At 64.7% G+C, this 12542-nt stretch carries 15 protein-coding genes; 10 read left to right on the forward strand and 5 right to left on the reverse strand.

Translation table 11 applies throughout. The features are described 5' to 3' along the window. Positions 1-41: 41 nt before the first annotated feature. Genes ACNJX8_RS16025 through ACNJX8_RS16035 form a run of 3 tightly spaced genes read right to left on the reverse strand, consistent with a single transcriptional unit; the run spans position 42 to position 1273 of the window. Positions 42-455 (reverse strand): GFA family protein, encoded by a 414-nt coding sequence (locus ACNJX8_RS16025; protein ID WP_439361332.1) that lies wholly within the window; start codon positions 453-455, stop codon positions 42-44. A gap of 12 nt (positions 456-467) precedes the next feature. Next, on the reverse strand, positions 468-941 hold the full coding sequence (locus ACNJX8_RS16030) for an SRPBCC family protein (RefSeq protein WP_128932951.1): 474 nt from the start codon (positions 939-941) through the stop codon (positions 468-470). Continuing rightward, positions 938-1273: an ArsR/SmtB family transcription factor gene (locus tag ACNJX8_RS16035; protein WP_128940427.1), complete on the reverse strand. Its 336-nt coding sequence runs from the start codon at positions 1271-1273 to the stop codon at positions 938-940. The genes ACNJX8_RS16030 and ACNJX8_RS16035 overlap by 4 nt, the downstream gene beginning before the upstream one ends. A 108-nt stretch (positions 1274-1381) precedes the next feature. On the opposite strand from ACNJX8_RS16035, the gene ACNJX8_RS16040 reads away from it, so the two are divergent. The 6 genes from ACNJX8_RS16040 to ACNJX8_RS16065 all read left to right on the forward strand — a co-directional run bounded on the left by ACNJX8_RS16040 (position 1382) and on the right by ACNJX8_RS16065 (position 7382). Then, positions 1382-2077, forward strand: a complete 696-nt coding sequence (locus ACNJX8_RS16040) for a TetR/AcrR family transcriptional regulator (RefSeq protein ID WP_091888919.1) — start codon at positions 1382-1384, stop codon at positions 2075-2077. Beyond that, a complete protein-coding gene (locus tag ACNJX8_RS16045) occupies positions 2074-2862 on the forward strand; it encodes an HlyD family secretion protein (protein ID WP_128940429.1) in 789 nt (262 codons plus the stop codon). Before ACNJX8_RS16040 ends, ACNJX8_RS16045 begins: the two co-directional genes overlap by 4 nt. Continuing rightward, positions 2859-3791 carry an ABC transporter ATP-binding protein gene (locus ACNJX8_RS16050; RefSeq protein WP_439361333.1) on the forward strand — a complete coding sequence of 311 codons (933 nt, stop codon included), beginning with the start codon at positions 2859-2861 and terminating at the stop codon, positions 3789-3791. Before ACNJX8_RS16045 ends, ACNJX8_RS16050 begins: the two co-directional genes overlap by 4 nt. Before the next feature lie 12 nt (positions 3792-3803). Continuing rightward, positions 3804-4967, forward strand: coding sequence for an ABC transporter permease (locus ACNJX8_RS16055; protein WP_439361334.1), 1164 nt, complete (start codon positions 3804-3806; stop codon positions 4965-4967). Between the two features lie 30 nt (positions 4968-4997). Then, positions 4998-6305 carry an adenylate/guanylate cyclase domain-containing protein gene (locus ACNJX8_RS16060; RefSeq protein ID WP_439361335.1) on the forward strand — a complete coding sequence of 436 codons (1308 nt, stop codon included), beginning with the start codon at positions 4998-5000 and terminating at the stop codon, positions 6303-6305. Between the two features lie 162 nt (positions 6306-6467). Continuing rightward, positions 6468-7382, forward strand: coding sequence for a PhzF family phenazine biosynthesis protein (locus ACNJX8_RS16065; protein WP_439361336.1), 915 nt, complete (start codon positions 6468-6470; stop codon positions 7380-7382). A gap of 182 nt (positions 7383-7564) precedes the next feature. Here ACNJX8_RS16065 and ACNJX8_RS16070 read toward each other — a convergent pair whose 3' ends face one another. Both ACNJX8_RS16070 and ACNJX8_RS16075 read right to left on the reverse strand, forming a co-directional pair. Then, positions 7565-8026, reverse strand: coding sequence for a DUF488 domain-containing protein (locus tag ACNJX8_RS16070; protein ID WP_128932958.1), 462 nt, complete (start codon positions 8024-8026; stop codon positions 7565-7567). Positions 8027-8034: 8 nt separating this feature from the next. Continuing rightward, positions 8035-8871 (reverse strand): DUF72 domain-containing protein, encoded by an 837-nt coding sequence (locus tag ACNJX8_RS16075; protein WP_439361337.1) that lies wholly within the window; start codon positions 8869-8871, stop codon positions 8035-8037. Between the two features lie 101 nt (positions 8872-8972). Here ACNJX8_RS16075 and ACNJX8_RS16080 point away from each other — a divergent pair, with 101 nt between their 5' ends. The 4 genes from ACNJX8_RS16080 (at position 8973) to ACNJX8_RS16095 (ending at position 12520) form a co-directional block, all read left to right on the forward strand. Continuing rightward, positions 8973-9338 (forward strand): hypothetical protein, encoded by a 366-nt coding sequence (locus tag ACNJX8_RS16080; protein ID WP_128946575.1) that lies wholly within the window; start codon positions 8973-8975, stop codon positions 9336-9338. Positions 9339-9425: 87 nt separating this feature from the next. Further along, positions 9426-9620, forward strand: a complete 195-nt coding sequence (locus ACNJX8_RS16085) for a hypothetical protein (protein ID WP_128932961.1) — start codon at positions 9426-9428, stop codon at positions 9618-9620. A 257-nt stretch (positions 9621-9877) separates the two neighbouring features. After that, complete coding sequence (locus ACNJX8_RS16090) at positions 9878-11011, forward strand: glycosyltransferase family 2 protein (protein WP_128932962.1); 1134 nt, start codon at positions 9878-9880, stop codon at positions 11009-11011. Positions 11012-11017: 6 nt separating this feature from the next. After that, positions 11018-12520 carry a glycosyltransferase family 39 protein gene (locus tag ACNJX8_RS16095; RefSeq protein WP_439361338.1) on the forward strand — a complete coding sequence of 501 codons (1503 nt, stop codon included), beginning with the start codon at positions 11018-11020 and terminating at the stop codon, positions 12518-12520. Positions 12521-12542: the final 22 nt, after the last annotated feature.

Here is a 12542-nt window from a genome sequence, read left to right on the forward strand (position 1 = left end):
CGCGATGACGATTCATCCCAATCTCATCGCGCTTTAGCATCTCACCCCGGCGGCATGCCTTCGAACTTTATCAGGCTGGCGTCGAGGCGATCCCAGTCATGGCCGCGCGCGGCGAAAGTGACCGCCTGCGGCTTGTAGCGGCCGGGCTCGTCGAGGGTTGCGGCGCGGATGGTGAAGACGCCAGGCTGTGCCGCGAAGGTCATGTACACAGGCACGCCGCATTGTGTGCAGAAGCCGCGTGTCTTCACGTTGCCGCTGTCGGCGACCATGTCCCAATGCTTCGCTTCGCCGGTCAGCGTGACGCCGGCGCGCGCGAACGTTGCGTACGAGCCATGGCCGCTGCCGCTTTCCCGCTGGCAGTCCCGGCATTGACAGTGATTGCTGAACAGCGGCTCACCGGCAATCGAATAGCGGATTGCGCCGCAGGCGCAGCCGCCAGTAAAAGGCTTGTCCATCGCGATATCTCCTCACTTCTCGCCGCTGATCTCGTCGAGCTGTCTGACGACCTTCTTCCAGCCGCCGCTCATCACGTTGTAGGCCGACTCGTTCCTGGGCATCACGAAGCCCGCATGGACAAGGCGAATCCGCGTGCCGGCTTCGACCGGGGTGAGGGACCACGTCACGACAGTGTCGAGCGGCGCGCCGTAACCGGTGTTGCGCTCATCGCCGCCCTTCCAGGCGTAGACGAGGCGCCTGTTGGCCACGACCTCGAGAACCCGGCAATGAATGACGCCATCCCAAGCGCCGCCAGGGGTGGTCTGGAACGTGAAGGTGTTGCCTTCACTCGCCTCGAAGCCGGTCGGCTGCATCAGCCAGCGCGCGATCAACTGCGCGCTGGTCAGCGCCTTCCAGATCGTCTCCGGCGCATGAGGGAGCACTTCGTCAATGACGATGTCCCGGATGTTGTCTTGGGTCTCGGCTTTCAACTCGGCTGCATTCACGGATCGATCTCCTTCAAGAGGTCACGCAGGTTCTGGAAGCGCTCGCGCCAGAACACGCCGTAGTGGTCCATCCAGGTGACCAGCGGCTCGAGGCCGCGCGGCGCGACGCGGTAGTAGACATTGCGGCCCTCGGCGCGCTCGGCGACGAGGCCGGCTTGCTTGAGGGATTTCAGGTGCTGCGAGATCGCGCCTTGGGTCACGCCGCTGCCGCGTGTCAGCTCGGCGACGCTGATTTCCCTGCTGTCGAAGACGCGTTCGAACACCGCGCGGCGCGTTGGGTCGGCGAGGGCGCGCATCACAGCGGTTACGGGGTTGGGGGTGACTTCCATCATGAGAAACGCATTAGCATGTGCTAATTCATTAGTAAACACTAATTTGTCGTGTCGGCCTCGACTTCTTCGTTGATTGACAATGACTGACTAGTCAGTCATAAATAGCAAATGACGAAGAAGCCCGCCAGAACAGCGATTGCATCCGTGGCCCGAGCCGGGAGCCACGCACCCGAAGCCGGCGCTGACGCCGAGGCCCGCGTGTCAAACCGCGCCGCCCGGGCCGCGGAGCGGCGTGCAGCGATCGTGGAGGCGGCGATGGACGAGTTCATCACGCGCGGCTTTGCCGCGACGCGGCTCGACGACATCGCGAAGCGCGCCGGTGTCGCCAAGGGCACGATCTACCTGCACTTCAAGGACAAGGAATCGATGTTCGAGGAGCTGGTGCGCATTGTCATCGTGCCGGTGGTCACGCGCCTCACGGCGCTGCCGCCGCCGGTGGGCTCGGTGCGCGACCTGATAGAGGCCTTCGCCGGCAACTTCCTGAAGGAGGTCATCGGCACCAGGCGCGGCGATCTCGTCCGCCTGATCGTGGCGGAGGGTCCGCGCTTTCCATCCGTTGCCGATTTCTACTACCGCGAAGTGGTCTCGCGCGGGATTGCCGCCATGCGCGCGCTGATCGAGCTCGGCATCGCCCGCGGCGAGATTCGGGAGAAGGATCTCGCGCGCTATCCACAGATACTGGTCGCGCCCGCGATGATCGCGGTGATCTGGCAGAGCCTTTTTGTGCGGCATGCGCCGCTCGACGCGCAGGACATGCTGCGCGTTCATCTCGATTTGATTTTTGGCGAACGGAGGACGACATGAGGTCGTCGCGAGCGATTTTTAGATTTGCATTGGCCGTCGTGCTCGCAACCGTGCTTGCAGCCTGCAACGAGAAGCGCGATCCCGGATTCCAGGGCTGGGTCGAGGCCGACATGATCTTCGTCAGCCCGGACGAGGCCGGCCGGGTGACCAAGCTCAATGTCCGCGAGGGGGACGAAGTCAAGGTCGGCGATCACCTCTATTCCGTCGATGACGATCTCCAGCTGGCCGATCTCAACCAGAACAAGGCGACGCTGGCGAATGCGCAGCAAACCTATGACCGGGCGGCGTCGCTGAACAAGACCGGCTCGGGCACGCAGGCCAATCTGGACTCCGCCGTGTCCGCCTTGCGCGTCGCACAAGCGCGGGTGGCGACGTCGGAGACGCGGATGGCGCGACGCAAGGGCTTTGCGCCGGTCGCCGGCACCATCCAGCAGATCTATTTTCGCGAGGGCGAGATGGTGGCGGCGCAGCGGCCGGTGCTCTCGATCATGCCGCCCGGCAACATGAAGCTGCGCTTCTTCGTGCCGGAGGCCGAGCTGCCGAAGCTCGCCATCGGCGACACGGTGCGCATCGCCTGCGACAATTGCGCGGCCGATCTCACCGCAAAGATCTATTTCATCGCAACCTCGGCCGAATATACCCCGCCCGTCATCTACAGCCTCGATGAGCGCAACAAGCTGGTCTATCTGATCCAGGCGCGGCCGTCGCGGCCCGACGCCTTGCGCGTCGGACAGCCGATCGACGTCCATCTCAATCCGAAGACACCGGTGGCGGACAAGCGATGAGCGGCGGCAACGGTATCGCGATCGACGTCAAGGGCCTGACCAAGTCGTTCGGGGGCCGCGAGGTCGTGCACGATCTGTCGATGCAGGTGAAGCGCGGCTCGATCTACGGCTTCCTCGGGCCGAACGGCTCTGGCAAGACAACGACCATCCGCATCCTCTGCGGCCTGCTCACGCCCGACAGCGGCGAGGGCACCTGCCTCGGATACGACATCCGCCGCGATGCCGAAAAGATCAAGCGCCAGGTCGGCTACATGACTCAGCGCTTCAGCCTGTACCAGGACCTCTCGGTGCGCGAGAATCTCGAATTCGTCGCGCGGCTCTATGGCCTCACTGACGCGCGTGGCGCTGCTCGCGACATGATCAAGCGACTCGGGCTCTCCGGCCGCGAGGAGCAGCTCGCCGGCGAGCTCTCCGGCGGCTGGAAGCAGCGCCTGGCGCTAGGGGCCTGCACGCTGCCCAATCCGCAACTCCTGCTGCTCGACGAGCCGACCGCCGGCGTCGATCCCAAGGCGCGGCGCGACTTCTGGAACGAGATCCATGCGCTCGCCGCCGACGGCCTCACCGTGCTGGTCTCGACCCACTACATGGACGAGGCCGAGCGTTGTCACGAGATCGCCTACATCGCCTATGGCCATCTCCTGACGCATGGGACGGTGGAGCAGGTGATCGCCAAATCCGCGCTCACCACCTACACTGTCACAGGCGAAGACCTGAATGGGCTCGCGGCCGAGCTCACCGGCAAGCCCGGCATCGACATGGTGGCGCCGTTCGGCACCTCGCTGCACGTTTCGGGGCGCGACGTCGCCGCGCTCGAAGCCAGCATCGGGCCGTTGCGCGAGAAGAGCGGCCTGGACTGGCAGAAATCGTCGCCATCGCTCGAAGACGTGTTCATCGAGCTGATGAGCCATTCCAAGGACAATTTCCAGTAAGGACAATGTCCAATGAGCGTTGTCGATCATCCCGCGCCACAGCACGAAATCCGGGAGCGCTTCGGCTTCTGGAGACGCTCCTATGCGATGCTGATCAAGGAGTTCATCCAACTGAGGCGAGATCGCGTCTCGTTCGCGATGATCGTGATGTTGCCGGTGATGCAGCTCATGCTGTTCGGCTACGCCATCAATACCACGCCCCATAATTTGCCGAGCGCGGTGCTGCTCCAGGAGGATTCTGATCTCGCCCGCTCGATCCTGAAGGCGCTGGAGAACACCGCCTATTTCCGCTTCCTCTATGAAGTGCACGACGTCGAAGATTTCGACAATCTGCTGAAATCCGGCAAGGTGCTGTTCGGCATCGAGATCCCGCGCGGCTTCGAGCGGGCGGTGCGGCGCGGCGACAAGCCGGCGCTGCTGGTCGCGGCCGACGCCACAGATCCCGTTGCGGCGAGCTCGGCGATCGGTTCGCTCGGCATGGTGGTGCAGACCGCGCTCAAGCACGATCTCTACATCGGCGATCCCCCGGAGATGCCGTTCGAGATCCGCGCGCATGCCCGTTACAATCCGGCCGCGGCCTCCAGCCTCAACATCGTGCCGGGCCTGGTCGGCACCATCCTCACCATGACCATGCTGATCTTCACCGCGCTCTCGGTCACGCGCGAGGTCGAGCGCGGCACCATGGAGAGCCTGTTGTCGATGCCGATCAAGCCGGTCGAGGTGATGTTCGGCAAGATCGTGCCTTACGTGCTGGTCGGCTTCGTGCAGGCCTTCCTCATCATCGGCATCGGCGTCGGCCTGTTCGGCGTACCCGTGCTCGGCAATCTGTTCCTGCTGGCGCTGCTCTCGACGCTGTTCATCACCACCAATCTGTCGATCGGCTACACCATCTCGACGCTGGTGCAGAACCAGCTCCAGGCCATGCAGATGTCGATGATGTTCTTCCTGCCCAGCATCCTGCTCTCCGGCTTCATGTTCCCGTTCGCGGGCATGCCGGCCTGGGCGCAATATGTCGGCGAGGCCCTGCCGCTGACCCATTACCTGCGCATCGTCCGCGCCATCATGCTGAAGGGCGCGACCATGCAGAACCTGCGCTTCGACACGCTGGCGCTGGCGGCCCTGATGCTGCTCGCCATGACCATCGCCGTGACGCGCTTCCGCCGCACGCTGGATTGAGGCACAATGCCCCCGGAATCGAGGGGTGAAATGGTCAGGTTTGCAAGCAGGAAAGCCCGGCAGCATGCCGTGCTATCGGAGGATTTCGAGCGCGAGCTGACGCGGGAGGTGCTGCGCACCGAGCTGTTGCGGGTGCGCGCGCTGATCATGACGGGCTGCGTCATGATGTTGTTCCTCACCACGATCTACCTGATCGATCCTGCTGTCGTGAACCGGGTCTGGCGCGGAACGGAAGGGCTCATCGAGATTTACGGCCTTCTGGTCGGCTTCATCCTGTTCGAGGTCTGGGTCCACACCCAGATCAGGAAGAACCTTCGCCTTGATCGCGACCTGCCGGTGATCAGGCGCTATCTCGGCACGCTGATCGAGACGTCGCTGCCCACGGTGATCCTCATTCTCCAGATCCGGACCATGGGCGCGAGCCAGGCGCTCGGCTTCGCCGTGCCGCTGATGTACTTCATCTTTGTCATTCTGTCGACCCTGCGGCTCGATTTCTGGCTCTCCACCTTCACGGGGCTCGTGGCCGCAGCCGGGCTTCTAGCAATCGCGCTGTATTACAATTCGGCGAGCGAGGCCGACGAACCCCTGATTTATTTCCACGCCGTGCGGAGCATCATCATCCTGATCTGCGGCGTGCTCGCCGGCGCGGTCGGCGCCCAGCTGCGGCGGCAATTTGCCGCGAGCATTGCGGCGACCACCGCGCGGGACCGGGTGACGAATCTGTTCGGCCAGCACGTCTCCCCGCAGGTGGTGGAGCGGCTGATGGCGGCGGGAACGACTGCAGGCGGCGACCTCCGCCGCGTCGCGGTGATGTTCGTCGATTTCCGCGGCTTCACGGCCGGTGCGCAGTCGCGCACGCCTCAGGAGGTAGTCGACCGGCTCGACGGCGCCTTCGCCGTTTTGGTCGATATCCTCGACCGCCACGGCGGCATCGTGAACAAGTTCTTGGGCGACGGCTTTCTCGCGCTGTTCGGCGCGCCATTGGAGGCCTCCGACGCCGCGCACCGCGCGGTCGCTGCCGGCCGCGAGATGCTGACGGCGATGGACCGCATCAACGCGCAGACGAGCTGGCCGCTGCGGATCGGCATCGGCATCCATTTCGGCGAGGTCGTCGCCGGCAACATCGGCTCGCCCCGGCGCAAGGAATACACGGTCATCGGCGACACCGTGAATTTCGCCTCGCGCCTGGAGGCGCTGAACAAGGAGCTCGGCTCCCAGCTCCTGATCTCCGAGTCCGTGCGCGAGGCGCTGGGAGACGACGGCAGCGATGCCGTCGCGCTCGGCGAGGTCGAGGTGCGCGGCTATGAGCGGCCGGTCGCGGTGTTTCAGCTGGGGTGAGCGCTGTCTAGAGCGGGGCGTAGGCAAGGCGCGCCCGCAACGTCGCTTCCGCGAATGCTCCGATTGCTCCGAATTTTGGGGCATGACGGGCGATGTCGCCGGCCTGTAGACTTGTCGGCGATGCGGCCGGTTGCGGCCGCGACTTGCATGGGGAATTGAAAGATGCAGCGCCGCTACATCACCGTCGATGTGTTCACCGACCGCGCCTTCGGCGGCAATCAGCTCGCCGTGGTGCTCGATGCCGGCGGGCTGTCCACTCAGCAGATGCAGTCAATCGCCACCGAGTTCAACTATTCCGAGACGACCTTCGTGCTGCCGCCGCGTGACAAGGCGAATGATGCCGAGGTGCGCATCTTCACCCCGGTCAGGGAGATGCCGTTCGCGGGTCACCCGAATGTCGGCACGGCCTTCGTGCTGGCGACGATCGCCAAGGAGCCGAAGCCGCGCTTGCTGTTCGAAGAGAAGGCCGGGCTCGTGCCGGTCGACATCCGGCGGGAGCAGGGCCGGGTGGTGAGCACCGAGCTCACCGCGCCGCAGCCGCTGGCGCGGTTGTCGCAACTGTCGGCCGCGGATGCCGCGAGCTGCATCTCGCTCAGCGCGGAGGATATCAGGGTCGACCGTCACGCGCCGCAGGTCGTCGGTGTTGGAACGCCATTTTTGGTGATCGAGCTGCATTCGCGCGATGCGCTCAAGCGGGCGAGGTCCGACGCGGCGGCCTTCGGCAGGATATTTCCGCGCGACGGCGCAGTCTCGGCCTGGTTCTATACGCGCGATGTGCCCGCGGCGGAGGCGCCCTGCGAGCTTCAAGCGCGGATGTTCATGCGCGGCGCCGGCGGTCTCGCCGAGGACCCTGCCACCGGCAGCGCCACGGTCGCGGCCGCCGCGCTGTTCGCCGATCTTGACCCCGCGCGCGACGGCGAATTGAAGCTCACGGTCGGCCAAGGCTTTGACATGGGCCGCCCGAGTCTGCTGCTGACGCGGGTGCGCAAGCAGGACGGCAAGATCATCTCGGCCCATGTCGGCGGCAGCTGCGTGCAGATGATGGAAGGGACGTTTCGGTTGGCGGGAGAGGGCTAGGGTGCTCTCTCCATTCGTCATTCCGGGGCAGCGCATCGTATGCGGGTAGACCCGTCATCCTGAGGTGCGAGCCCTTGCGAGCCTCGAAGGATCTACGGCCGAACCGCACCTCGGTGGCACGCCGTCGTCCTTCGAGGCCTCCGCCTCGCTACGGCACCTCAGGATGACGGCTACGGCGGCAGCTACACCTGCCGCCCCGCCAAATTCTTCACCGCCACGCCATCGCGCTCCTCGATGATCTCCGCGATCATCTGGCGGTGGCAGTGGGTGTGGTCGCGCTCGTAGCAGAGCAGGCACACGGGGCCGGCCTTCTTCACCAACGCCGAGAGCTCGTCCATCTCTTCTCGCGCCTGCGGCGTCTTCAGGTGCTGTGAATAGATTTTTTCCAGCACATCGTATTGGCCGCTGCGGGCGGCGAGGCGGCCTTCCTTCGGCGTGCCGAGCGCGGCGAGATGGATATAGGCGATACCGCGTTCGTCGAGTCCTGCGGAGAGCTGCTTCTTGGAGAATCCCGGCCGTCGCGAGGACGTCACCGCGCGCACGTCGACCACGAGCTTGACGCCGGCCTGTTCCAGCTCGTCCAGCACGGCCTTGGGCGGCGTCTGCTCATAACCGATGGTGAAGAGCTTCTTCGCCTTTGCCATGGGAGACCTCAGCTCACCCGGGCGATCAGTTCCATGGCGCCGTGCGGCGCGCGCACCTTGCCCTCGTGGATGACGTAGGCGAACACGTCGCGTGGCTCCTTCTTGGGCTTGGCCTTGTCAACCTTCGGAAGGTCGTCGGGCTCGCTTCCCGACGCCCAGGCATGAAAGCGCTCGGCCCAGGCATCGAGCTGCTTCGGCGGATAGCAGGTCTTGATCTCGTCATTGCCCTTCTGAAGCCGCGCATAGACGAAATCGCCGGCGACGTCGGCAATCGCCGGATATTTGCCGTGCTCGGCGAACACCACCGGCGTCTCGAATTCGCGGATCAGCGCGACGAAGTCAGGCGTGCAGAAGCTGTCATGGCGCACTTCCACGACGTGGCGCAGCGCGCGGCCCTCGAGCTTGCGCGGCAACAACTCCAAGAACTTGCCGAAATCGGCGCCGTCGAATTTTTTGGTCGGCGCGAACTGCCAGAGCACCGGCCCGAGATGGTCGCCGAGCTCCAGCACGCCGGAATCGTAGAATCGTTTGATGGAATCGCCGGCCTCGGCGAGCACGCGGCGGTTGGTGGCGAAGCGCGGTCCTTTCACCGAGAACACGAAACCCTCCGGCACCTCGCTCGCCCATTTGCGAAAGCTCTCCGGCTTCTGCGAGCCGTAATAGGTGCCGTTGATCTCGATCGAGGTCAGTTTCGAGGCGGCGTACGACAACTCCTTGGCCTGCGTCAGCTTCTCCGGATAGAACACGCCGCGCCAGGGCTCGAAGGTCCAGCCGCCGATGCCGATGAAGATGTTGCCGGATTTTTTGGACGCGGTTTTTGCTTTGGCCACGGAAGGATCTCGCATCGACGGGGAGGGGCCTCATCCTAATCAAACCAGTTGTGATTGGCCAGTTGGCCCGTCCCGTCTAAGCTCGCGAGCCGGACCCGCGAAGCAGGAGAACAAGAATGCGGATGCTGTTGCTGGGAGCCGCGCTCGTCATGATGACATCTGCTGCCATGGCGGATGACGACGATGCGAAAAGCGCACAGAAGCTCGCCCAGCAGGGCCGCGACGATTACTGGCATTGCCTGGCGCGGGAATATTCCCGCGACTCAAATCAGGGCCTGTCGGAACAGGATTTTGGCCGTTCGGTCGCGGGCGCCTGTCCGTCGGAGCGGCAATATTACCGGGTGGTGCTGCTCGACTATCTCACCACGCAATATCCCAACATCGATTCCGGTGCCCATCTCGCCACCGCGAACAGGGCGGTGGAGTCGGCGCAGAAGGACATCGTGACGGCCTTCGTCAAGCACCGGCCGCCGCAGAAATAACTCCATTGACCGTTGCTGCCCGGCAGCTCTTCCGGCTGCGCGCTCATCCATGGTATCACTGGGTGCATCTGGAACGGGGATGGGTCCATGTCGTCTGAGTCGGTGGGGGGCATTCTGGGCGCGATCGTCGCGGCGATCGTGCTTGCGGTCGCCGTCGTGTTCGGACCGATTGGCCAGTACGGCAAGCCGGCGAAAGTCGAGCAGGCCCCTACTGCGGCACCCGCAGCCCCGGCCGCTCCGGCGCCGCGAGGGCCGGTGATTCGGGAAGTCCCCAACCAATAGGGCACCAAAATCGGGTTTTGGCCCCCTTGCGAAGCGGATTCGTCGTTCCTATCTAGCTTGCAACGGCGACGTTGAGCGAAAACTCCGTCGCTGGGACGACCTTGGAATAGCTTGGGCCTGCGCCGGATGTACGCGCGGTCCGCCGTTCCGGGGTCGTTGGCATTTTAGGGCCTCTTTTGGGCCGTTCCCCTTGGAAACCCCGGCTTGGTAGCGCAAGAACTTGGCAGCGCATGACGTGGCGGATATACGCTGCCGTCATGAATGAAGCGATCAGACCGGGCGTCGACAACCTGCCGCAGGCTCAAGAGGGGCCGGAACTGTCGGTCATCGTCCCGACCTTCAACGAGCGCGACAACGTCACGGTGCTGTACCGGCGGCTGGAGGCGACACTCATCAACGTCGCCTGGGAAGTCGTGTTCGTCGACGACAATTCGCCCGACGGCACCTGGGACGTCGTGCGCGCGCTGGCGCAGCGCGATAGCCGCGTGCGCTGCGTGCGCCGCATCGGCCGCCGCGGCCTGTCGGGCGCCTGCATCGAGGGCATCCTCGCCTCGAGCGCCCCCTTTGTGGCCGTGATCGACGCCGACCTCCAGCACGACGAGACGCAACTGCCGAAGATGCTGTTGCTGCTCGCGAGCGACGAGGCCGACCTCGTGGTCGGCAGCCGCTACATCGAGGGCTACAAGAGCGAGGGTTTCAACAAGCAGCGCGCCGGCGCCAGTGCCCTCGCGACCGAGGTCGCCAGGAAGATGCTGCGGGTCGAGATCGCCGATCCCATGAGCGGCTTCTTCATGATTCGCCGCGATCGGTTCGAGCAGCTCGCGCCAAAGCTTTCGGTGCACGGTTTCAAGATCCTGCTCGACCTCGTCGCGACCGCGCATGGCGGCTTGCGGGCGGTCGAGATTCCCTACACCTTCGGCGCCCGCCAGCATGGCGAGAGCAAGCTCGATTCCATGGTCGCGCTGGACTTCCTCGGCCTCGTCCTGGCCAAGCTGAGCAACGACATCGTCTCGCTGCGATTCATCCTGTTCGCGATGGTCGGTGGCATCGGCCTCGTGGTGCACTTGACCACGCTGTTCATCGCGCTTCAGCTGTTCAAGGTGCCGTTCCCGGAGGCGCAGGCCGCCGGCGCCATCGTCGCCATGACCAGCAACTTCATTCTCAACAACTTCCTCACCTATCGCGACCAGCGGCTGAAGGGTCTTGCGCTGCTGCGCGGCCTGATCGCCTTCTACATCGTGTGTAGCGTTGGCCTGCTCGCCAATGTCGGCGTCGCCTTCTCGGTCTACGACCAGGAGCCGATCTGGTGGCTGGCCGGCATGGCCGGCGCGCTGATGGGCGTGGTGTGGAATTACGCGATGTCCGGACTGTTCGTCTGGCGCAAGAAATAGCGCGATATGGGCGGAGCTGACGCGGGGATCGTCCGCAACACCGCGCTGGCAATTCTTGCGCTGGTCGGCTTGCGACTGGTCGCCGCCGCGTTCACGCCGATCACCTTCGACGAAGCTTATTACTGGATGTGGTCGAACGATCTGGCGGGCGGTTATTACGACCACCCGCCGATGGTGGCCTATGTTATCCGCGCCGGCACCATGATCGCCGGCAACACCGAGCTCGGCGTCCGCCTGGTCTCGATCCTGCTGGCGCTGCCGATGAGCTATGCGGTCTATCGCTCCGCTGCGATTCTGTTCGGCGGCGCGCGCGTGGCCGCGAACAGCGCCATCCTGCTCAACGTGACGATGATGGCGTCGGTCGGCACGCTGATCGTGACGCCCGATGCGCCACTGCTGGTCGCCTCCAGCTTCGTGCTGTTCTTCCTCGCAAAGGTGCTGGAGACCGGCCGCGGCGTTTGGTGGCTCGCGGTCGGCGCAGCCGTTGGCGCGGCGCTGCTGTCGAAATATACGGCGATGTTCTTCGGGCTCGCGATCCTGATCTGGCTCGCGGTCGTGCCGAAGCTCAGGTCCTGGTTCCTCTCGCCGTGGCCCTATCTCGGCGGTCTCGTGGCCCTCGCGCTGTTCTCGCCGGTGATCCTCTGGAATGCGGACCATCAATGGGTCTCGTTCGCAAAGCAGCTTGGCCGCGCCAGAATCGAGGACTTCCGTCCCGTTTTCATCGCCGAGCTGATCCCGACCCAGATCGCGTTCGCGACCCCGCTCGTCTTCATCCTGGGCGCGATGGGGCTGCATGCGCTGACCTGGCACCGGGCCGGTGCATTGGCCTCGCGCGTGCTGATCGAGACGATGTTCTGGACCATCGTCGCCTATTTCGTCTGGCATTCCCTGCATGCCCGCGTCGAGGCCAATTGGTTCGCGCCGGTCTATCCGCCCTTCATCGTCGCCGCGGCCGCCGCCGCCAATCTCGTGCAATGGAAGCCGCGCCAGCGGCGCCTGGTCGATTTCTGCTTGCGCTGGGCCGCGCCAACAGGCGTCGTGATGTTTGCAGCCCTGATCGTGCAGGCCAATACCGGCTGGCTGTCCGGATATCGCCGCGATGCCACCGTGCGCAGCGTCGGCGTCGGTTGGCGCGATCTTGCTGCCGAGATCGAAGCCGTGCGCGCGCGCAGTGGCGCGACCTGTGTGCTCGCGCAGGACTATGGAACCACGGGCTGGCTTGCCTTTTATCTACCGCGCGGCACCTGCGTGGCGCAGCAGAGCCAGCGCATCCGCTGGGTCAACATGCCCGAGCCCGATCCCAAGCTGCTCGCAGGCAAGCTGCTCTATGTCGACGAGCTGCGCAGCGATGGTCATCCCGTCCTCAACGACCTCTTTGCGACGGTGACGCAGATTGCGCAATTGCAGCGCAAGCGCGGGCCGCTCGTGGTCGAGACCTACGGCATCGATCTCTTGGAAGGCGCCAAGGGCGACGTGCTCGACCGCTCCCCGCCGCCGGAAGCGCGGTAGCGGCCGCGCTGCCTCCGCATCG

Source organism: Bradyrhizobium sp. SPXBL-04, from assembly GCF_051853035.1.
Lineage (GTDB): Bacteria > Pseudomonadota > Alphaproteobacteria > Rhizobiales > Xanthobacteraceae > Bradyrhizobium > Bradyrhizobium zhanjiangense.

What these genes read in the sequence shown, in the direction of transcription:
- ACNJX8_RS16085 (WP_128932961.1), top strand. Translation starts at nt 9,426, where the DNA reads ATGTCGTCTGAGTCGGTGGGGGGCATTCTGGGCGCGATCGTCGCGGCG.
- ACNJX8_RS16050 (WP_439361333.1), top strand. Translation starts at nt 2,859, where the DNA reads ATGAGCGGCGGCAACGGTATCGCGATCGACGTCAAGGGCCTGACCAAG.
- ACNJX8_RS16060 (WP_439361335.1), top strand. Translation starts at nt 4,998, where the DNA reads ATGGTCAGGTTTGCAAGCAGGAAAGCCCGGCAGCATGCCGTGCTATCG.
- ACNJX8_RS16095 (WP_439361338.1), top strand. Translation starts at nt 11,018, where the DNA reads ATGGGCGGAGCTGACGCGGGGATCGTCCGCAACACCGCGCTGGCAATT.
- ACNJX8_RS16090 (WP_128932962.1), top strand. Translation starts at nt 9,878, where the DNA reads ATGAATGAAGCGATCAGACCGGGCGTCGACAACCTGCCGCAGGCTCAA.
- ACNJX8_RS16040 (WP_091888919.1), top strand. Translation starts at nt 1,382, where the DNA reads ATGACGAAGAAGCCCGCCAGAACAGCGATTGCATCCGTGGCCCGAGCC.
- ACNJX8_RS16065 (WP_439361336.1), top strand. Translation starts at nt 6,468, where the DNA reads ATGCAGCGCCGCTACATCACCGTCGATGTGTTCACCGACCGCGCCTTC.
- ACNJX8_RS16035 (WP_128940427.1), bottom strand. Translation starts at nt 1,273, where the DNA reads ATGATGGAAGTCACCCCCAACCCCGTAACCGCTGTGATGCGCGCCCTC.
- ACNJX8_RS16070 (WP_128932958.1), bottom strand. Translation starts at nt 8,026, where the DNA reads ATGGCAAAGGCGAAGAAGCTCTTCACCATCGGTTATGAGCAGACGCCG.
- ACNJX8_RS16055 (WP_439361334.1), top strand. Translation starts at nt 3,804, where the DNA reads ATGAGCGTTGTCGATCATCCCGCGCCACAGCACGAAATCCGGGAGCGC.
- ACNJX8_RS16045 (WP_128940429.1), top strand. Translation starts at nt 2,074, where the DNA reads ATGAGGTCGTCGCGAGCGATTTTTAGATTTGCATTGGCCGTCGTGCTC.
- ACNJX8_RS16075 (WP_439361337.1), bottom strand. Translation starts at nt 8,871, where the DNA reads ATGCGAGATCCTTCCGTGGCCAAAGCAAAAACCGCGTCCAAAAAATCC.
- ACNJX8_RS16025 (WP_439361332.1), bottom strand. Translation starts at nt 455, where the DNA reads ATGGACAAGCCTTTTACTGGCGGCTGCGCCTGCGGCGCAATCCGCTAT.
- ACNJX8_RS16080 (WP_128946575.1), top strand. Translation starts at nt 8,973, where the DNA reads ATGCGGATGCTGTTGCTGGGAGCCGCGCTCGTCATGATGACATCTGCT.